Below are 19,904 nucleotides of genomic sequence, written 5' to 3'. Positions count from 1 at the left end.
TCTTAGTTCTTTGCTCATAAAGGAGACTTCCATGACTCGTGTAGTTCAGCAATCCAGCCGTCTATGCATGCTGTTTTTTATGGTAATAAGTCTTGTGGCTTGTGGCTTCCATTTGCGAGGCCAAATCATCATTCCTGACTCATTAAAAGTCATCACGCTTAACTCAGCCAGTGGTTCAAACGATTTCGACCGAGACCTTAGAATCGCCCTAAAAAAAGCTGGGGTAACTGTGCTCGATAAAGCTCAGGCCAGTGCTGACATTCCTGAATTAAAAGTCAACGCTATTAGTACTTCGGATACAACCCTCGCCACCAATAGCGACAACGATATTACGCAAATAGAACGTCGTTTATCGGCGGTTTACTTTATTCGAAATAACCAAGGCAAAGCCTTATATGGCCCGCGTACCGTGAGTACGTCCAAGTCTTTAGCCAACCAAAATGCCGAAGAGAGTACCAAGCTTGCCTACAATCAGCAGCAGACCGAAGGCATGTATGAAGACCTTGTCAGTCAACTGCTCAGCGATCTTAGCTACTCGCCTCTGTAGTCGGCACTTATATGAAAGTAAGAGCCGACCAATTACCTCAACAGCTGCAAAAAAGCCTAGCCCCCATATACATAGTGTCTGGGGACGAAGTGCTTTTGTGCCAAGAAGCGGCAGACAGTGTTCGACAAGCGGCTCATGGGGCGCAAATTGCTGAACGCTTGCGTTATGTGGTTGATGCTCAATTCGATTGGCAAGACATCATCAATGAAAATCAAAGCTTGTCTTTGTTTTCCGACCGACGTTTATTCGACATTCAAATAGACAAACTGGCCGAAAAACACACCAAGGCCCTTGCCCAATTAGGGCAGTCTTTAGGTGAAGACAACATCATCTTGCTCAGCCTACCCAAAATTGACGCCCGCACACAAAAAAGCAAATGGTTTACTCAACTAGAGTCCCAAGGGGTGTTCGTACAGGTTTGGCCGATTGATGCCAATCGTCTGCCCAATTGGGTACAACAAAGAGCTAAAAGCCTACAACTTAGCCTTTCTCGTGATGCGGCCAGCCTCATCTGTGAACGTGGTGAAGGTAACCTTTTGGCCCTTTCCCAAGAGCTCGAAAAGCTGGTGTTAATTCATGGTCCCGGTGCCAACATAGATGGTGGTCAGGTGGCGGAGTCTGTCGCCGACAGTAGCCGTTATTCCATTTACGATCTCAGTGATCGCCTATTAATGGGTAAAACCAAAGAAGCCATGCACTGCCTGAATCAATTACTGGCAGAAGGTGTGGAAGCGAATATTATTCTTTGGTTGTTTAATCGGGAAATCCAGACCTTGGTGAGTTTGCTGGCCGCCATGCAAACCACTTCATTACGCCAAGCTTGCCAAGCTCAACGTATCTGGGATAAGCGCATTCCTTTCTATGAAAGCGCCATGTCTCGCCATAACCCAACAACCCTGCCCTACATACAGAATTATTTGGCCCTAATGGACCAAAGCATTAAAGGCTTAGAAGGCCCAGATAACGCCACCGGCTTTCGAAATCTCGTCATGATGTTTTGTGGCTACAAGCCCGTTTGCACAGAATTAGACCTAGCTCCTCATTTTTAACCTAGCAAAACCATCAACACAGGCCAGCCATGAGTCATACCAGTATCGAAGAAATCAATGTTTGGACAACACCCTTATATGTGGCGGAAATGCCTGATCATGAGTTTCTAAAAGATGCCTTGGTGGCGCAGATATATGAGCAGAAAGCGCAGCAATCTACCGCTATAGCCAGCCAAGTAGCCCCAAAAGCCAAACATGCCCTACACGAGAGCACTCTGGATTTTCTGGAAACAGAAGAGGCTAATGTGATGGAGACCAAGCGAATTTTAGAAGAGCTCGTGCTGGGTGTCGCCAGCAACCTTAATCAAGGGTTTTGGCCAGAGGATCTGGAAGTTGACGCTCATGTTATTGAGTCTTGGTATCATGTGACCCAGCAAGGTGGTTACCATGACGCTCACTCCCACCCGAACTGCTCATGGTGTGGTATTTACTACCTCCAACCGGGCGACGCGGCTAACTTAAACAAAGGTGGACTGAACCGCTTTTATGACCCTAGAGTCAACGCCGAACATTACGCAGACCTTGGGACAGCCTATTTGGGCGGCCAAGGGGTGTGGGATTTCCAACCCACCGAAGGCCAAGTAGTCATTTTCCCTTCTTACTTAAAGCACTCTGCACTGCCTTATTTTGGTGACAGTGATCGCATTGTTATTGCCTTCAACTGTATTTTAGAGGCGTATTAGCCTCTCGCCTTTGTCCTTTTGGGCACCAAAACCACCCGCTTTGCCTCTATCTATTCCCCCCACCATAGACATATGGTGTGTGGGGGCAGTTTTTTTCATCAATATCTCGATAAGTCATCACTAGATGTTCACAACCCCTTGGTATTTGTAGTAATTTAAGGGTGAATGTTTGCAAATAAGTAGGTGCATAAATGCTTTTTTCGTTTGATCAACTCCATGGTAATCAACGTTACCACCTGATCACTCAAACCATCACGCCTCGTCCCATTGCATGGATCATGACGAAAAACCTCTCAGGAAGTTACAACCTTGCCCCATTCTCTTATTTCGCGGCACTATCTTCTGACCCAGCCCTGTTAGTTGTTTCCATCGGCAACAAAGACCAAGACACCGCCAAAGATACCAAGCTAAATTTACTAAGGGATAAGGAATGTGTTTTGCATATTCCTAGTGTGGAATGGGCCCATGCGGTCAATGACAGTGCCGCTAACCTAGCCTATGGGGAGTCCGAAATCGAAAAGCTTGGCTTATCCCTTTGCCCTTTCACTGAGAATTTTGAGCGTTTACAAGAAGCAAAAGTCGCCCTGCATTGTCGATTATACGATGTACACAATTTAGGTGACTCACCGACTCAGGCGCTATATTTAGAAATACTTTCGCTCCATGTGGATGACGACCTCATCACACAGCAAGAGCAACGCACAATTATTGATAACCAGAAGCTGAACCCTTTAGCTCGCCTTGGTGGTAATGATTACGCTGAACTTGGCAAAAACATCACCATTAAACGACCCAATTAAGCTCCGGATTTAAGGAAATTACCATGGCAGTAAATAAACACATTCAAGCCTTTCCCTTCATGGCAGGAGCAGACAAAGCGCTGACTTCCGCCCTAGTTGAGCTTGCCAGCGTTAAAAAATTAAAAGCCAGTGAAGTGTTGGCTGAGCAGTTTCAAATTGGTCACTCCTTATACTTTCTAATTGAAGGGGAAGTGGCAATCTCTGTACCACTACGTGAAGAAGCTAAATCCTATAATGTAGGAATGATCAATACCTTATTAGCGCCCATTGGCTGGTCTGCTTTCAGACACCCATCCCGTTACGCCACCACCTTCACGGCCACAAAATCAACCACCCTGCTGGTGTTCCCAATTCTTGAATTACAAAAGCTATTGGACGACAACCTTGAGTTTGCCAATCAGTTTTTACAATACGTGTATCAAGAATCTCTACCAGTCTTAACGAATATTCAAAACCAGACGCGACCTTTCTTTTCCAATGAGTCTTTGTCTTTTGAAGAAACTCGCCCTTTAAACAACCCTAAAACCCAAAAGCAGTCCTTAAAAGATGCGATTGAATTGCTCAACTACGCACCTTTCTGTGAGTCTTTTACCCAAGCTGAAATTCACAGCATGGCCAAGCAGTCCACCATACTGTTGGCTCACCAAGGGGACATTATTAGCCAACAAGACCAGCCAGCTGATGGTTTGTATTTATTGGTGAAAGGTAAGGTCGTCATCAATTACCAAACCGAATCAGGAGAGCAGATCACCACCCGCTCGATTTCCCGTTCAGGTACGATTCTGGCTTGGTGTACTCAGGCAGAGGGCCTTAAAAACCGCACCTCGATTATTTCTTCTCGTGACAGCAGCATCTTATTTATCGCCAGAGAAGATTTACTGAGCTTATTTGCTGATAACGCGAAATTCTCAGTGAAGTACTTACACCGTCTAATCTGGTTAATCGGCACACATTTACAAGCCTCGCGCATGCGCTACCTATCGCAAATTGCAAAAGATGAAATCCTCGCGGTTAATAACGTTATTGAACAAAACGCAGCCTTGCTTCCAGTCAGTTCGCCTCTTTACAAAGTAAGCCAGCTATTAAAAAGTGCCATCACCACGGACGAGGCTTTTGGTGTCCTTTATAAATGCCTACACTTTGGCTGTGTCCTAGAACGTACTATTTCTGGTATGTGTCTGGATATTCTTAAAGACTTACAACGTGAAAATGCGTTTTACCGTCACTTGCAAAATGCTTATGACAGCATCAATGCTTTACCAAAAGACACGCCAGCTTTAGATGCGAGACGCCTAGGCACAGAGCAATTTAAATTGGCTTTCCAGCAAGTGCCTTACGTGATCAAGGGATTAGAAAACCTGCCTAAAAAAGCCGGTAGTTTATTCATCTACAACCACTTGCTAGGTTCTCCAACTAACCGTTTGCCTAATGGTTTCCGTTTTTCCATGGATGCTCAATTCATTAGCTCCATGGTCATCGATAAAGAGTACGGTATTTCCGGACAACGTATCGTACGTCGCAGCAAAGAAAGTGAGTTTTGGCGAGACGATTACTATGAGCGTTTCGGTAATATCTTTGTGGACTCTTGGGAAACGCTGACTAAGAACACCCCAGAATATGAAGACTTTATCCGTCAGTCCCAAGAAACCTTGGGCAACAACTTCCCGCTGATGATCTCACCAGAAGGGCAAAGCTTTGGCACTCATCAATCCCCTGGCGCATTCCTCCCTCATGCTTTTGAGATAGCAGCCTCCATGGGCACAGACGAGCCTTGGATTGTGCCAATTGTGGTGGCCAACTTTGATAAACGTGCTGACCACAATATCTATACCGTGATTATTAAGCCTGCCTTCAAACTGTCGGACCGAGTAGACATTAGTGACAGTAAAGCTATGGGGAAATTCTTAGCGGAATACCAACAAGAATACAAAACCTATGTGGACGAAGCAGTGGCTTTGTCGAGAGAAATTCGCCAGTACCCAACTTTTAGTCGCAAAGTGGGTTACCGCTCAAACGTACTCAACCTAAACCAGCTGGATATTGAGTTTGAGTCGGATGTACGTGAGCTGGAGTTTTTACTCACTCGTAAAGAATACACCAACCGACCTGTGGCTTTTTATGGTTCATCGACCATTCGTTTATGGAAAGACATCAATACCACCTTTAATGATCAAGATGCTCTGAACCTTGGCTTTGGTGGCGCGACCCTAGAAGCTTGTGTTTACTACTTTGAACGCTTGATTCTGCCCCATAACCCTCGTTCATTAGTGATCTATGCCGGGGATAATGATCTTGGCAATGCTCACAATTGTAATAAGGTCGTGGAACTCTACATCGAGCTTTTACAGAAGATAGATCAGCATTTGGCGGGTATCCCAGTTACCCTGATCAGTATCAAAGCAAGTCCTGCTAGACGCAATGTGCAAACAGAAATTGAAATGGCCAACAAGCAGCTGAAAAAGCTTGCTAATACTCGACCTAACACCCAGTTCTTGGATCTGTATGAGCCTTTGCTAAACCGTGACAATGAAGTGGATGAAGAGCTTTTTGAAGGCGATGGACTGCACCTAAATAAAAAAGGTTACGCTATTTGGACAAAACACCTTATGGCATCACAAGATTTCATTTTTAAGCAATAACTGGCTTATAAACTGATTTTACATATTATAAATGACAACAAATAAAGAATAGGTTTTTACATGTCTACCGATAAATTTCGACTGGTTACCCGCAGTGATTTCGATGGTCTCGTTTGTGCTGTTTTATTAAAAGATCTCGATATCATTGACGATATTCTCTTTGTACACCCAAAAGATATGCAAGACGGCAAGGTAGAAATCACCGCCAACGATATCACTACTAACCTACCTTATGTGGCGGGCTGTCATTTGGCCTTCGATCACCACCTAAGCGAAACAGTACGAAACGATAGCAACCTAGAAAATCATGTTATTGACCCGAATGCGCCTTCTGCCGCGCGTGTGGTATACGATTATTACGGTGGTTTAGAGAAGTTTCCGAATATCTCTGTGGACATGATGGCAGCGGTAGACAAAGGTGACTCAGCGCAGTTTTCCAAAGATGAAATCCTTAACCCTACCGATTGGGTATTATTAAACTTCATCATGGATGCCCGTACAGGTCTAGGTCGTTTTCACGACTTCCGTGTCTCTAACTACCAGTTGATGATGCAACTTATCGATTACTGCCGTGACCATTCCATTGAGCAAATTCTTGCCCTTGAGGATGTGAAAGAACGTGTTGCTCTTTATCAAGAGCACGATGCCCTAGCTAAGCAACAGATCCAACGCTGTGCGACGGTACACAAAAATTTAGTAGTACTCGACCTTACGGCTGAAGACACCATCTATACCACTAACCGTTTTGTGATTTATGCACTCTACCCAGACTGCAATATCTCCATTCACAAGATGTGGGGACTGAAAAAACAAAATACGGTTTTTGCCATAGGCAAATCCATCACTAACCGTTCTTCAAACACCAATGTCGGCGAACTGTGCTTAAAATACAATGGTGGCGGTCACTTGAATGCGGGGACGTGTCAGGTAGAAAACGATCAAGCGGATAGCGTACTAGAAGCGCTTATCCATGCGATCAACCAAGACGGTTAATCTCTCCCAAACGCGAGTAGCTAACCCATGTTAGCTACTCGCGCTTTTTGTTCTCTCTTTTCTCTTTAAGCACTCCCCCTTTAAGCCCTTCTCGTAACACTCTACTGTGCTTGCAAAATTTATTTGTATTACTATAGTATTTGTTTGTTGTAGCTTTTTATAACAACGACAAAATCTATAAATATCCATGCAATAACAACAAAAAAGGATAATACAATGCTAAAAAAAGCCTTCGTAGCTTCAGTTTTCACCTGCCTAGCTGGCACGACTTTGGCCCACAATAATGCCCCACACCCAATTCCTGCCGATAAATTTGATATGAGCCATTGGAAAATAACCTTACCCATGGACAAGGATCAAAATGGCAAGGTAGATGAGATCGTGGGGGTCGGTATCCTCAGCTATTCACACCCAGATTATTTCTATTTAGACGAAAACCAGCATCTGGTTTTCCAAGTCCATAACAAGGCTATTACCACTTCCGGTTCTTCAAATGCCCGTTCAGAATTACGTCAAATGAATCGTGGTAATAACGATAAAATTGGTACGAAAGATCCTGGCAATAATTTTGCTCTTGCTTCCCACCCAAGTGCCCAAGAGTTTGGTTCTATTGGTGGCGAACTGGCTGCCAGCTTAAAAGTGAATCATGTTTCTACACACTCCAAGCACCCAAACAAATACCCAGCTTACTCAGTGGTTGTGGGCCAAGTGCATGCCAGCAAAGACTCTAAACAAATCGCAGCGAACACAGGCTTTGGCTACGGTAATGAGCCGATCAAGATTTTCTACAAAAAATGGCCTGGTCATGATGCAGGCTCAGTGTTTTGGACCTATGAACGCAACCTAGCGAAAAAAGACCCTGATCGTACCGATATTGCCTACCCAGTGTGGGGTAATACTTGGGAAAACCATCAAGATCCAAAAGATGAAGGTGTCCTACTTGGGGAAGAATTTAGCTATAAGATTCATGTAGATGGTGACGTGATGAAGCTGACCTTTAATAATCGCCGACATGGGGAAGTCAGCTACCAAATCAATCTGGCCGATAATGTAGACGCCTATGGCAAGGTCGACCCTCTAGATAACCCAATGGGTTACGCCAAGGACTCTTTCTACTTTAAAGCCGGTGCTTATGGCCAATGTAGTGTCAAAGACGATGAGGGCTTCTGGTCTACAGGTTGTGCTGGCACGGGTGACTTCCACCAAGATAAAGCCAATGGTGATTACAACAGCGCGACTTTCTCTAAACTGACCCTCAAAAAATAAGCGTAATTATTCACTCGCTTTTCTCTAAAAGAGGCCAATTTTGGTCTCTTTTTATTGCTATAAAGCTCAACTCAACACTGGGTTAAAATTCTTTTTTTTGCGTCGTTGACCTTTAGTGGAAAACAAGGCAGGATAAACTTACTTTAACCAACAAATGTATTTGTTATGACCTCAGTAATCTTGAATAAACGCAACGGCGATAAACGTAAGGCTTACAAGCTTTGCGATGCTGACGTGCGAATTTAAGATACCTAACTTCCCGGCAGCATTCTCGCTGACGGGTTAGCACTTTCTTTTCAGCAGAATGCCACCGGCCTAAATTAAGGCGAAACTATGTTTTACGGTGCAATCACAGCGTTAATTACTCCCTTCCAAAATGGTCAACTTGACGAGCAAGCCTTGCGTAAAATTGTGCGCTGGCAGATTGATCAAGGCATCAATGGATTAGTACCAGTTGGTACTACAGGTGAATCCCCAACCTTAAGTGAAGACGAACATAAACGTGTCATTGAAATCACCGTTGAAGAAGCCAATAAAGCAGTGCCAATTTTAGCGGGGGCGGGCTCAAACAACCCTATCGAAGCCGTCAACTATTCGGAATTTGCTTACCAAGCTGGAGCCGATGCCACCTTGCATGTAGCGGGTTATTATAATCGCCCTAACCAAGAAGGCTTGTACCAACATTTCAAATACGTCCATGACCACAGCAAACTGCCTATCGTTGTTTACAATATCCCACCCCGTGCTGTCGTTGGAGTAGAAGTTTCTACCCTAGCTCGACTGGCTGAATTACCTCGTATCATTGGGGTAAAAGATGCCACCGGAGATCTTACCCGTCCTATTCGCGAGCGCGCCAGTATCCAAAAAGATTTTGATTACCTAAGTGGCGATGACATAAGCTGCGTCGCTTACAATGTGGGGGGCGGTCAAGGCTGTATTTCCGTTTCTTCGAACGTAGCACCAAAACAAGTGGTCGAATTACACGACTTGTGCCGAGCCGGTCGCTTTGTAGAAGCGGCTGCCTTGCAAGATAAATTGTTTGCCTTGCACAACGCCCTCTTCATAGAGCCCAACCCTGCAGGACCAAAGTACGCTTTATCACTGTTAGGTCTGTGCAGTGAAGAGTGCCGCCTGCCGATTGTACCGCTACAAGCGTCAACAAAAGCAACCATACGCCAAGTGATGCAAGATCTTGAATTGATCTAAGCCTATTTGTCGCCGCCTCATAGGCTCACCACGCCATTATTCGGTGAGTCTAATTGGGCTAAAAGAAACACGATCATAGGAAGACAAAAAAAGTCACAAAATCTTGTGTAATAAGGCTACTTTACTGAGCAATTCTTGGTAAAGTAGCCATACCATATTCGACAAAAACGCTGTAAAAATCACGCTTTTAGACGATTCATAACTTTTGTTACAGGGAGAGATAAATGGCTAAGGTACATTTCATTGGTGGTGAGAAAGGCGGTGTCGGAAAATCCATGACGGCACGTTTGCTCGCACAGTTTTATATCGATCATGACAAGCCTTTTTTAGGCTTTGACTGCGACTCGTCCCATGGCACTTTCTCACGCTTTTATAGTGAGTTTGCCTCACCTATTATTGTTGGTGAAGACGACAGCCTAGATGGCATGTTAGCCGCGTTAGAAGAAAAACCAGATCATGATCTGATTATTGATCTAGCCGCTCAAGCCGCACAGCCGTTGGGCAAATGGATTGAAGAAACCGATGTTTTCGGCCTACTAGAAGAACTTGGTTACCAAGTATGTTTATGGCATGTCATGGACGATGGTGCCGACTCAGTTGCTTTGCTTGATAAGCTATTAGATCGCTACAGCGAGCCAAGCCTAGACTTCATTGTGGTAAAAAACCTTGGCCGTGGTAACGACTTCGCACGTTTTGAAAAGTCCGACACCTACAGCAAAGCTCAAGCAAGAGATGCCTTGATCATTGAACTGCCAAAATTACAAACCAAACTCACCCAGAAAATCGACTTTAACAACAGTAGTTTTTGGGCGGTGGCTAATAATCGCAGCATTATGAACATTGCCGAGCGTCAACGCATGAAGGTATGGTTACGTAATGCCTACCAACAACTTGCGCAACTTGGTGAATAACATCCATAAAAAATGCCCACTCATAGGTGGGCATTTTTCATTCTAACGCTCAGATTACTCTTGAACGTCCATGTATTTATTCGCCCACTCACGGTTCTCTTCTAGAGTTGAGTAACGAGTAGAAAGTTCCGAAGCATTCAGCTTACCTTCAGCAATACCGCGCTGCTCACGCAAGCAGTCATAAGTGGCTTTAATGGCAGCAAAGTAAGCACCATGACCATTTACCACGATACGCACACCGTTTTCAGCCAAACGCTCTGGGTCACGTAACTCTGGGTTGTCGTAAGCCACCAGCATAATTGGAATACGAATATGTTGGCTAATCTCTTCTAGATGAGCGAAGTCTTTAATGCCCACCATACAAATGCCATCTACACCCACATCTTGGTAAGCCTTCACACGCAAGATTGTTTGTTCTGTGCTTAATTGCCCTGCATTGGTACGAGCAATGATACTCATACTTGGGTCAATACGTGCATCCAATGCCGCTTTCAATTTACCAACGGCTTCTTCCACAGGGATAAGGTCAGTAGATTTACGACCATACTTAGCAGGTAGCAAGGTATCTTCAATGGTTAGGGCAGCAACACCTGCACGCTCCAACTCACTGATGGTGCGCATCACATTCAAGGCATTACCGTAACCATGGTCAGCGTCGGCAATGATAGGCAAACGGGCCACGCGACCAATACGGGTAGCCTGCTCTGTAAACTCACTTAGGGTGATTAAAGCAAAGTCTGGCGCAGCTAATACTTGTAGCGATGCAACAGAACCCCCTAGGATGCCCACTTCAAAACCTAAATCCGCAGCAATTCGCGCAGACATAGGGTCGAAAGTCGAGGCGGTGTAATAACACTGATTGGAAGCCAGCAAATTGCGAAAATCATTGCGTAAATCATGCTGAGAAGGAGTTGCCATAAATGTGCCTCAAAGAAATATTTAAATTCGTGAATTTTTTAGTTAAGCCATTATACAAGGCTTAACTAAGGGCTTCACCCGCTTTACTAAAAGTGTCTGTTATTTTCGTTATAAAACCGCCAAAGTGTTAAAAGCCTTCCCTCCAAAAGCTAACTTTTCAATATCTTTACAAAGCCCAACCGAGCGTTTGAAGTTAACTTTTTATGCGCATTTGATAACGGATTTTTGCGCTTAAAAGTCGTAATTAACAAGATTCCTGTCTCATCGGATAGAAAAACTCATCTAGCCTAAAGCTCTCGGGGAAAGATGGCCCCAAAGAGTCACCAGCAAGCTCCTCACCAGCCCCTCAGGACGGTGACAGCGCCAACAACTGGCTATAAAATGCCAGCCCATTCTACCCTCCCTATTATCCTTGATTGACAGATACTCGAAGGCTCGTTGATGAACGCTTGGTATTTAATTTGTTTTCTTTCTGCTTTGGCCGTATTTATTGCTTTTACTAACCAATACATACTGAAAATGCAGACCACAATAGCCATCACCACAGGCTCTGTGGCCTTATCTTTACTGCTCATCGTGGCCGTAAAAATGCTGGGTGACCAAACCGCACTCTTTATTACCCAAGTGGTTGCCGACATCGATTTTAACCAGCTGTTGTTAAAAGGCATGCTTGGTTTCCTACTCTTTGCGGGGGCATTAGAAATCGACCTGACCGCGCTGCGAAAACAACGCTGGGAAATCACCATATTAGTGCTTTTCTCCACGCTGGTTTCCACCTTTATCGTGGGTTATCTAAGCTATTATATTTTTGCCCTATGCGGTTTTTCCGTGCCCTTCATTTATTGTTTATTGTTTGGCGCGCTGATCAGCCCTACCGACCCTATCGCAGTCTTAGCCATTATTAAGCAAATGCAGGCCCCACAAGGTATCTCGGTTCAAGTCGAAGGAGAATCCCTGTTCAATGATGGTGTGGGCTTGGTGATTTTCACCACCATTTTTGCGGTGGCATTTTATGGTACAGAAGCCAATTTTGAAGGCGTAGCTGAGCTCTTCTTAGTGGATGCCATTGGCGGTATCTTATTTGGCTTGGCCATCGCCGTAGTGGGTCACTTCGTGATCATTAATTGTCGTGACATGAACATCCGCTTGCTGGTCACATTGACCATTCCTTCCGCAGGCTTCGCGTTAGCGAACATTTGGGGCATTTCCGGTGCCCTAGCCATGGTGACTTGCGGTATTTTGTTGGGCAATATTACCCGCGCCAAAGCCTCTAAACGTCGTGGTCCTGATGGCACCCGCTATGTTAAAGATTTCTGGCACGCCACAGACAGCTTCCTTAACGCTTTATTATTCCTAATTATCGGTATGCTGATTGTCACCATTCCACTGTCTTGGGAAATTATCGGCCTAGGAGTATTAATGATTCCTGTGGTTTTACTGGCACGCTTTATCAGTGTTGGCAGCCCTTTCTTGGTGTTCAAACGCTACCGAAAATACGATAAGCATTCGGTGAAGATTTTGACTTGGGGTGGCTTACGCGGTGGATTAGCCCTCGCCATGGCAGCAGCGATTCCGAGCAATGAGTTCTTTGTTGCCGATTACGACTTACATGACTTAATGGTGGTGATCACTTATGTGGTGGTGATTTTCTCTATCATAGTACAGGGGTTAACCATTTCTCCCTTGATCCAAAAAAGCATTCAAGCGGCTCAAGACAAGCCAGAATAAGGCTTACATTCTCACAAGAAGGGCAAGTTCCTAGTGGAGCTTGCCCTTTTTTGTTGGTGAATATCACTCTACAGGACGGGGCTTTTTAATGGCTTTTAATAAGTCCCGCCAGCTTATAATCCCGACGGGTAACTGGTCTTTATCCAATACCGGCAAACACGAAATATTATGCTCGATGAATAAATCCACTGCTCGATACAGGTTGTCTTCTTGTCGGATACAAACAGGCTTACGGGTCATCACTTGATGCACCTTCTTATTTAAAGTAGCCGTGTCACTGGGTTCTTCCGCTGCGGTGCCGATTCGAGGGCTAATGGCTTTCAATAAATCCCTGTCCGATACCACTCCGATTAAACGATCTTCCTCCACCACTAATAGGTGATGAAACTTAGTATTGGAGAAAATTTCATTGACCACAGATAAATCGTCATCCATTTCAACGGTGACCACAGGGGAAGACATAATGGATGAAATATTCATACTACCTCCTAGCTTAAGCAAAGGGATTTGTGCTTAAGAAACAAGCTTTTATGTCTTCAGTATAGCGGTAAAACCTTGTGCTAAAAATGCTTTTGGCAATAAAAAAGGCCTGCTTGCGCAGGCCTTGATGATCCACTAACTCAGGGTTAAGCTTTGTTGAATTGCGGGATGATTTCACGGCCATATTTGGCAATAATTTCTTCCTCGTCACCATTGTCCAGATAGATATTAAACTGGGTAGTGCCCGCCTCTTCCAAAGCTTTAATCTTAGTAATGTGATCTTCCACCGTACCCAATACACAAAAACTTTTAATGATGTCTTCGGTAATAAAGTCTAGGAATGGGTTATCGCTTTGACCATGTTTTGAGTAGTCATAGCCTTTACGGTTTTCAATGTAGTCCGTCAAACTCTTAGGCACTAGACCAGAATCGCTGCCGTATTTTTCAACAATGTCCGCCACATGGTTACCCACCATAGCTGGGAACCATTTAGTGTGTTCAATACAGTAATCCATATCCCCGAAGTAAGCTGGAGCCGCCGCTTGCACTTTAAAGTTGGACATATCACGACCCGCTTCTTCACCAGCACTAATCGCTTGGTCTTTAAACCATTTCACCAGATCAGGATCACCGATTTGTAGAATCAAACCATCCCCTACCTGACCCGCTGTCGCCAAGGCCTTCGGACCATAAGCTCCAATCCATACTGGAAGATCATAACCTGTCGCCCAAGGCAGTTTCACAGGTTCTGGGCACTCGCCGTACTCTACTTCTTCACCGCGCACCATGGCTTTTACCTTAGTGGTAAATTCTGCCAAGCGCGCCAAGGTAGCGGGCTTTTTACCCATCACACGCATGGAAGAGTCACCGCGACCTAGGCCAATATCAAAACGACCATTACTTTGATGAGCAAGACTTGCGTATAAGCTGGCAGACAATGACCAATCTCGGATATTAGGGTTGGTCACACAAGGGCCAAAACGCATGGTTTTGGTATGTTCCATACACATGGCCATGGCGACAAATGACTCACGCCATAGAATATGAGAGTCATAAAACCAGCAGTAATCAAAACCTGCCGCTTCCGCTTGGCGCACTAAATTACGGGCTCTATCTGGGCTTACAAAGCCTTTAAACGTAATACCAAATTCCATGTTTTTTTCCTCTAAATATTAATTTTTAAATGTTTGTGATGGTGTCAGTTAAAAAATGCTTAGTGCTCTCCAGTGGGTGGGCAAATGCGTATCCCCGCATGGGAAAACGGCACATCTTTGGAGATATTCAAACGAATTAAAATAGGCGTAATGGCCTCTATACATCGGGCACTATCGGCTAAACCTGCGTTATAAGCTTTGGTGCCCATTATTTCGATCATCGCCATGGTGCGTTTCTTGGCCGTCAAGTCATTGCCACACACTAAGATGTCACAGTTAATCTCACGACCTAGGTCATTCAAGGTAATGGCGGAAACATTGTGTAACGCCCCCACCACAGGGATCTCATCACCCAGCAGAGCTTGAGCAGCTTCTGTAACAGAACCTTCTGGAGGCATGGTCACAGACTTAGGGTTACCCGGAGTTAAGGGCACCACAATATCCACTAAGGTTTTACCCACTAACTGAGGTGCTAAAGCCGATAAGGTTTCATCATGGCCACTGTATGGCACAGATAAAATCACCAGATCATCCGCGGCTTGGGTGGCATCCACCATGGTCATGCCTGCAATATCGGCCTTAACCCCATATTCACTTTGCAGTTGTGTCATCAGGCTTTCAGCACACTGCTGGGCCTTTTCGGCACTACGTGAGCCAAGAATGACACTGACGCCTGCTTTGGCTAAACGCAGAGCGAGACCTTTACCTTGGGGGCCTGTACCACCAATAATGGCAACATTGTTTGGGCGACTTACTTCATTCATCTAAAAAGGTCCTCATTATGGGCTCGAATAAGATCACGACTTGAGCTGTCAGTTTTTGGCCAACTCAAACCGCGAAAAACAATAACTGGGGCTTTGGCACTTTTTTCCATTAACAATCCCGATGCGGCAGCTAACTCATCACCAAAAGCCGGCGCGGTCACGCTTAGCGGGCGACCAAAGGCGTCAACTTCTCCTGCCATGTGCATCACGCCTGGCACATTGGCCAAGCCAATGGCCACATTGGTTTGGCCTAAACGCCAAGGGCGGCCAAAGGTATCGCTGATCACCACGCCCAAATCACAACCAAAGTGTGCTTCTAAACGAGCGCAGAGTGTTTGAGCACTGCTGTCTGGGTCTTCAGGCAGTAGAATTAATTGCCCCGGATGATCAGCATTGGATTCATCAACGGCGGCATTGGCACAGATATAGCCTTTTTTATGTTCGGCAATGAGCACCCCTTCCTCTTGGTCAGGGCGTTTCATGGCACGCACAACACGCTTTGACTGGGACAAAATAACTTGCACTTTACGCGGGTCTTTATTGACCTGTTTCGCAAGTTCTATAGCCTCTTCACTAGGGGTAATGTCCGCCAACTCCACACAAGCACCCTCGGTTTTAGACACCACTTTATGGGCAATGACTAAGATGTCTCCTTGTTGCAGGCTTTGCTTGTTGGCCTCAAGGGTGGCAATGATGCTCTGAGCAAGATCGTCCCCAGCTTGAAAATCTGGCAAGCCCGCTAAGCGAAACATGGACAGCTCACTGCTGCTAAAAATGGAATTAGACATAGGCCACCTGAGATTCTTGCTGAGTGGTGCTGTTCGCCACACGATTAGCATGGGCTAGAAAAGGGTCAAATAAAGGTGTCTGTAAGGCTTGTTGCAAATCCATCCCTTGATCAATATCCAGTGCCAAATTGGTAAGGTGTAAACATTCACAGGTCACCCCTAAAGCAATGGTCTGCGCTTGGTGTGCTAACGCCGACTGTCGACCGTAAGCAAACTCAATCACATCAGGCGGGCTGGTCAGCAAAGCATTAGTGCCGCCATCTTTGGCCACGCCAATCACCACTTGCGCCTGCTCGGAAGCCTGCAACAATTGGTTGATCTCATCTTCTTCCAACGAAGCTATATCACCGGGCACAATGAGCTGCTGGTGAAAACCTTGCGCCTTGACCCACTGGCAAGCCTGTTGCAAAGCACCGTTTAAGCCCTTTTTGCCATTATCATATAGGGTATGAGTGCCGTAGCTTTGCGCCATTTCCAGCACTTGTTGCGAGTCACTGACCACCAAACAAGGGCAATCAAAATGTTGCTGAAAAAAACCTAGCGTCTTCTCATAAAGGTGCACAGCAAGCTGCTCTCGTGTCTCATTAGTCAAACATTCCCGTAACCTCTGTTTGGCTCGGATCGGAGACTTCATAGGGATCACAATACATAGATTCTTCATTAGGCCACCCGAATGGTTTGTCGTTGCAGGGCAAAGTCCACGACCTTACTGAGTAAATCGCGCTTCTCATCTGTGTTGCTCATAAAGCTTGGGGTCACCAAGACATCCACACCTAGATCATGCAAAGCACTGGCTTCTTGGCGGTCACTTTCATCAATCACCAAAGCATCGATGAAACGCTGATAACATTGATAAATACCCATAGAGTTCGCTGGTTTTCCCATGGCCGCGAGCATTTGATCCGCCGGCCCTTTGACGGTTTTACCAGCGATTAACGGTGAAATAGCAATCACATAGGCCGAAGTGTTTTCCAAGGCTTCAGCTATGCCTGGCACACTTAAAATGGCGCCAATGCTGACAATAGGGTTGCTCGGCGCTAACACCACTAAATCACAGTTTTGAATCTGCTCTAGGGTGGCCTCACAAGGGGTCGCCGTCTCGGCACCCACATATTCCACCCGTTTTACTTGAGCATCACAGTGCTCACGAACAAAATACTCTTGGAAAGAGAGATAGCCTTTATCGGTGTGAAGTTTGGTCTGCACCACATCATCAGTCGGTAATAAGATTGGCAGGCTGGCACCATGGTATTGCGCCAGTCGGCGGGTTATCTCACTGGCACTCATGCCTTGTTTTTTCAGGGCAGTACGATAAATATGCGTAGCGAGATCCAAATCTCCTAAAGTCATCCAGGTTTCTTGCCCTAGTAAGGCAAGCTCTTGCAAAACCTGATGGGTCTCGCCTTTTCGCCCCCAGCCTTGCTGGCGGTCAATTTTATCGGCCAAGGAATAAATCAGCGTATCAATATCTGGGGAAACCCAAAGACCGTGAAACTCTTCATCATCGGCGATATTACCGACCACCCTTGTTCCACTCGCATACTGGCTGGCCGCTAGGCCTTCGGCCGCTTTCGCGCCGCCTACACCGCCTGCGAGCAAGGTAATATTTAGCTCAGCCATTAGGCGACTCCTTGAATGGCAATAAAGCGTGGCGCTTGTGGTTGGCTAAAAGACTCTACAACTTCATAACGGGTATTACGTTGTACCGCATTAAGGCCAGCCGCCTGTATATTGGCCACCATGTCTTCAGGGAATACCTCCTGACCATGGGTCGCCCCAGCGGCACGAGAAATACTCTCGTTCATTAAGGTACCACCCAAATCGTTGGCGCCAGAACGCAGCATCTTGGCGGCCACTTCTGGGCCCATTTTCACCCAAGAAGCTTGGATATTATCGATATAGCCTTGCAGCATCAGACGGGCAATGGCGTGCATTTTAAAGTGCTCGTCTTGGGTTGGACCGGGACGAACTTGATCTGGATTATCAAGGTACAAAGGGGTCTCATAATGAATGAAGCCAAGGGGAACAAATTCCGTAAAGCCACCGGTTTCACGCTGAATATCACGCAATAGCTTTAAGTGATTGGCCCAGTGAATCGGCTGGTCAACATGACCATACATAATGGTAGAAGTGGTCGGCACACCGACTGAGTGAGCGGCTTTAATAATGCGCACCCATTCTTCTGTGGTGAGTTTGTTCTTGGTAAGCTTTTTGCGGATTTCCGTATCAAGGATTTCGGCGGCGGTACCCGGCATGGAGCCCAACCCTAGCTGTTTCAATTCGGCTAAAAACACTTCAGGTTCTAAGCGCGCTTTCTTACAGCCGTACCATATTTCGAAAGGAGAAAAGGCATGAATATGAATATCTGGCACACGCTTTTTAACCGCGACAATTAATTCTCGGTAATAGTCCGCATCAATATCTGGGTGCAAGCCCCCTTGAATACAAACCTCTGTTGCGCCACGCTGCCAAGCTTCTTCAGCTCGATCTGCCACCTGTTCTACCGTTAAGAATTCAGCTTCTTTATCGCCTTTTTCCTTGGCGAAGTTGCAGAATCGACAACCCATATAGCACACATTAGTGAAGTTGATATTGCGCGTGACCACGAAGGTTCCCACATCACCAACACGTTTTTTTCGTACTGCATCGGCACAGTCTAAAACCGCCTGAGCTTCCGCCCCTTGGGTCGCAAACAAGGCACAAGCATCCTCGCTGTCAAGCTCTTCCCCCGATAAAGCCCGCTGCAAAATGGCATTGATGGCGGGGCTAATGGCTGGGTCAAAAATCGCCGATGGTGTATTGGTCTCAAGATCCTGAATGCGTAAACTCATGGGCGAATACCTCCTTGAAGAGCATGGTTTTGGGCCAGTAAATCCCTCGCAAGTGAGGAGACTTTCGGGGTCATATTGGCCGTCAAATACTTGTCATTTTGTTGGCCGAAACGATCATAAATGGTCAATCTTTCAGCTAGGGAATAGCCCAGCCCCTGGCAGGCTTGTGCAACACTGCTAATTTGTGGCCAAGCACGCTCGGGGTTAATAAAATCTTTGGTGAGTGGCGAAATGCCTCCCCAATCATTAATGCCAGCACTGATGTAACTGCCGTATTCCATTTCCAAATTGGGTGGTGCTTGGATGCTGATTTCAGCAGGCAAGATCAAACGGGCCACGGCAATGGTGCGCTTCATGTCTTCTAAATCTGGCTCGCTACAACCCGCCATAGCGGTCCCTGGCTTAGCACGGAAGTTTTGGATAATGACTTCTTGAATGTGGCCATAGGCTTGATGACGATCACGGATGGCTATTAGGCTCAGAATACGTTCTTCCCATGACTCACCAATGCCGATCAAAATCCCAGTGGTAAAGGCAATGTCTAAGCGCCCGGCTTGTTCAATGGTATCGAGTCGACGTTTTGGGGTTTTGTCTGGGCAGGCATGGTGAGCTTGGCCTTTTCGGAACAGCTCGGTAGAAATGTTTTCCAACATCATGCCCATGCTGGCGGCAACAGGCTTAAGTTGTTTCAGTTCTTGATAGGTTAACGCTCCAGCGTTCACATGGGGTAACAAGGTGGTGTGAGTCAGTACACTTTCACACTGCTCATATAAGTAGTCTAGTGTGTTGGTGTGGCCGACGCTGGCCAGCAGGTCACGAGCTTTTTGATGTCTTTCTTCAGGGCGCTCTCCTAAACTGAACAAGGCTTCTTTACAGTCTAGCGCGGCCCCTTCTCGAGCCGTGGTCAACACTTGCTCTGGTGTCATGTAGTTAGCGTGCGGGGAATCTGGCCCCTGTACAAACGTGCAATAACCACAGGTATCACGACACATATTGGTGAGGGGTATAAAGACTTTCTTAGAGTAAGTCAGTTGCTTACCCCAGTACTCATCTCGGATATTTGCTGCCTGTTGGCATAATGCATACACATCAGGCCCAGTCGCAAATTCATAAGATATGGCTTCAGAAACAGAGATCATATTCTCCC

General features: G+C 45.9%; 19 protein-coding genes. 10 read left to right on the top strand and 9 right to left on the bottom strand.

The features are described 5' to 3' along the window. The first annotated feature begins 31 nt into the window (after positions 1–31). The 9 genes from ACUM5Y_RS05740 (at position 32) to ACUM5Y_RS05700 (ending at position 10,094) form a co-directional block, all read left to right on the top strand. Positions 32–547 carry an LPS-assembly lipoprotein LptE gene (locus ACUM5Y_RS05740; protein ID WP_445975912.1) on the top strand — a complete coding sequence of 172 codons (516 nt, stop codon included), beginning with the start codon at positions 32–34 and terminating at the stop codon, positions 545–547. 11 nt (positions 548–558) lie between these two features. Next, positions 559–1,596, top strand: coding sequence for a DNA polymerase III subunit delta (gene holA, locus ACUM5Y_RS05735; protein ID WP_445975911.1), 1,038 nt, complete (start codon positions 559–561; stop codon positions 1,594–1,596). A gap of 29 nt (positions 1,597–1,625) precedes the next feature. Further along, positions 1,626–2,279, top strand: a complete 654-nt coding sequence (locus tag ACUM5Y_RS05730; RefSeq protein ID WP_445975910.1) for a TIGR02466 family protein — start codon at positions 1,626–1,628, stop codon at positions 2,277–2,279. 191 nt (positions 2,280–2,470) lie between these two features. After that, entirely contained in the window at positions 2,471–3,079 is a 609-nt protein-coding gene (locus ACUM5Y_RS05725) for a flavin reductase family protein (protein ID WP_445975909.1), read from the top strand. Between the two features lie 23 nt (positions 3,080–3,102). Further along, positions 3,103–5,718: a cyclic nucleotide-binding domain-containing protein gene (locus tag ACUM5Y_RS05720; RefSeq protein WP_445975908.1), complete on the top strand. Its 2,616-nt coding sequence runs from the start codon at positions 3,103–3,105 to the stop codon at positions 5,716–5,718. 60 nt (positions 5,719–5,778) lie between these two features. Then, a complete protein-coding gene (locus tag ACUM5Y_RS05715; RefSeq protein WP_445975907.1) occupies positions 5,779–6,711 on the top strand; it encodes an exopolyphosphatase in 933 nt (310 codons plus the stop codon). A 216-nt stretch (positions 6,712–6,927) separates the two neighbouring features. After that, complete coding sequence (locus tag ACUM5Y_RS05710; protein ID WP_445975906.1) at positions 6,928–7,977, top strand: polysaccharide lyase family 7 protein; 1,050 nt, start codon at positions 6,928–6,930, stop codon at positions 7,975–7,977. A gap of 333 nt (positions 7,978–8,310) precedes the next feature. Continuing rightward, positions 8,311–9,183, top strand: a complete 873-nt coding sequence (gene dapA / locus ACUM5Y_RS05705; protein WP_445975905.1) for a 4-hydroxy-tetrahydrodipicolinate synthase — start codon at positions 8,311–8,313, stop codon at positions 9,181–9,183. A gap of 224 nt (positions 9,184–9,407) precedes the next feature. Further along, a complete protein-coding gene (locus tag ACUM5Y_RS05700; protein ID WP_445975904.1) occupies positions 9,408–10,094 on the top strand; it encodes a P-loop NTPase family protein in 687 nt (228 codons plus the stop codon). Positions 10,095–10,148: 54 nt separating this feature from the next. Here ACUM5Y_RS05700 and ACUM5Y_RS05695 read toward each other — a convergent pair whose 3' ends face one another. Beyond that, positions 10,149–11,012, bottom strand: coding sequence for an oxaloacetate decarboxylase (locus tag ACUM5Y_RS05695; protein WP_445975903.1), 864 nt, complete (start codon positions 11,010–11,012; stop codon positions 10,149–10,151). A 441-nt stretch (positions 11,013–11,453) separates the two neighbouring features. Between ACUM5Y_RS05695 and ACUM5Y_RS05690 the strand changes: the two genes are divergently transcribed. After that, positions 11,454–12,740, top strand: coding sequence for a cation:proton antiporter (locus tag ACUM5Y_RS05690; RefSeq protein ID WP_445975902.1), 1,287 nt, complete (start codon positions 11,454–11,456; stop codon positions 12,738–12,740). Between the two features lie 63 nt (positions 12,741–12,803). Here the strand turns inward: ACUM5Y_RS05690 and ACUM5Y_RS05685 are convergent, their stop codons facing one another. The 8 genes from ACUM5Y_RS05685 to cofG all read right to left on the bottom strand — a co-directional run bounded on the left by ACUM5Y_RS05685 (position 12,804) and on the right by cofG (position 19,896). Further along, positions 12,804–13,220: a CBS domain-containing protein gene (locus tag ACUM5Y_RS05685; RefSeq protein WP_445975901.1), complete on the bottom strand. Its 417-nt coding sequence runs from the start codon at positions 13,218–13,220 to the stop codon at positions 12,804–12,806. Between the two features lie 146 nt (positions 13,221–13,366). Further along, positions 13,367–14,374 (bottom strand): TIGR03842 family LLM class F420-dependent oxidoreductase, encoded by a 1,008-nt coding sequence (locus tag ACUM5Y_RS05680; RefSeq protein WP_445975900.1) that lies wholly within the window; start codon positions 14,372–14,374, stop codon positions 13,367–13,369. A gap of 59 nt (positions 14,375–14,433) precedes the next feature. Next, entirely contained in the window at positions 14,434–15,138 is a 705-nt protein-coding gene (gene npdG / locus ACUM5Y_RS05675; RefSeq protein WP_445975899.1) for an NADPH-dependent F420 reductase, read from the bottom strand. Further along, positions 15,135–15,926, bottom strand: coding sequence for a coenzyme F420-0:L-glutamate ligase (gene cofE, locus ACUM5Y_RS05670; RefSeq protein WP_445975898.1), 792 nt, complete (start codon positions 15,924–15,926; stop codon positions 15,135–15,137). The genes npdG and cofE overlap by 4 nt, the downstream gene beginning before the upstream one ends. Beyond that, positions 15,919–16,587, bottom strand: coding sequence for a 2-phospho-L-lactate guanylyltransferase (gene cofC / locus ACUM5Y_RS05665; protein WP_445975897.1), 669 nt, complete (start codon positions 16,585–16,587; stop codon positions 15,919–15,921). The genes cofE and cofC overlap by 8 nt, the downstream gene beginning before the upstream one ends. Continuing rightward, entirely contained in the window at positions 16,587–17,546 is a 960-nt protein-coding gene (cofD, locus tag ACUM5Y_RS05660; RefSeq protein WP_445975896.1) for a 2-phospho-L-lactate transferase, read from the bottom strand. The genes cofC and cofD overlap by 1 nt, the downstream gene beginning before the upstream one ends. Next, complete coding sequence (gene cofH / locus ACUM5Y_RS05655; RefSeq protein ID WP_445975895.1) at positions 17,546–18,757, bottom strand: 5-amino-6-(D-ribitylamino)uracil--L-tyrosine 4-hydroxyphenyl transferase CofH; 1,212 nt, start codon at positions 18,755–18,757, stop codon at positions 17,546–17,548. The genes cofD and cofH overlap by 1 nt, the downstream gene beginning before the upstream one ends. Further along, complete coding sequence (cofG, locus tag ACUM5Y_RS05650; protein WP_445975894.1) at positions 18,754–19,896, bottom strand: 7,8-didemethyl-8-hydroxy-5-deazariboflavin synthase CofG; 1,143 nt, start codon at positions 19,894–19,896, stop codon at positions 18,754–18,756. The genes cofH and cofG overlap by 4 nt, the downstream gene beginning before the upstream one ends. Between the last annotated feature and the right edge of the window lie 8 nt (positions 19,897–19,904).

It is taken from the genome of Marinomonas dokdonensis, assembly GCF_052747885.1.
The sequence above is the reverse complement of the archived record's forward strand: the minus strand, read 5'-3'. Positions and strand labels throughout refer to the sequence as shown.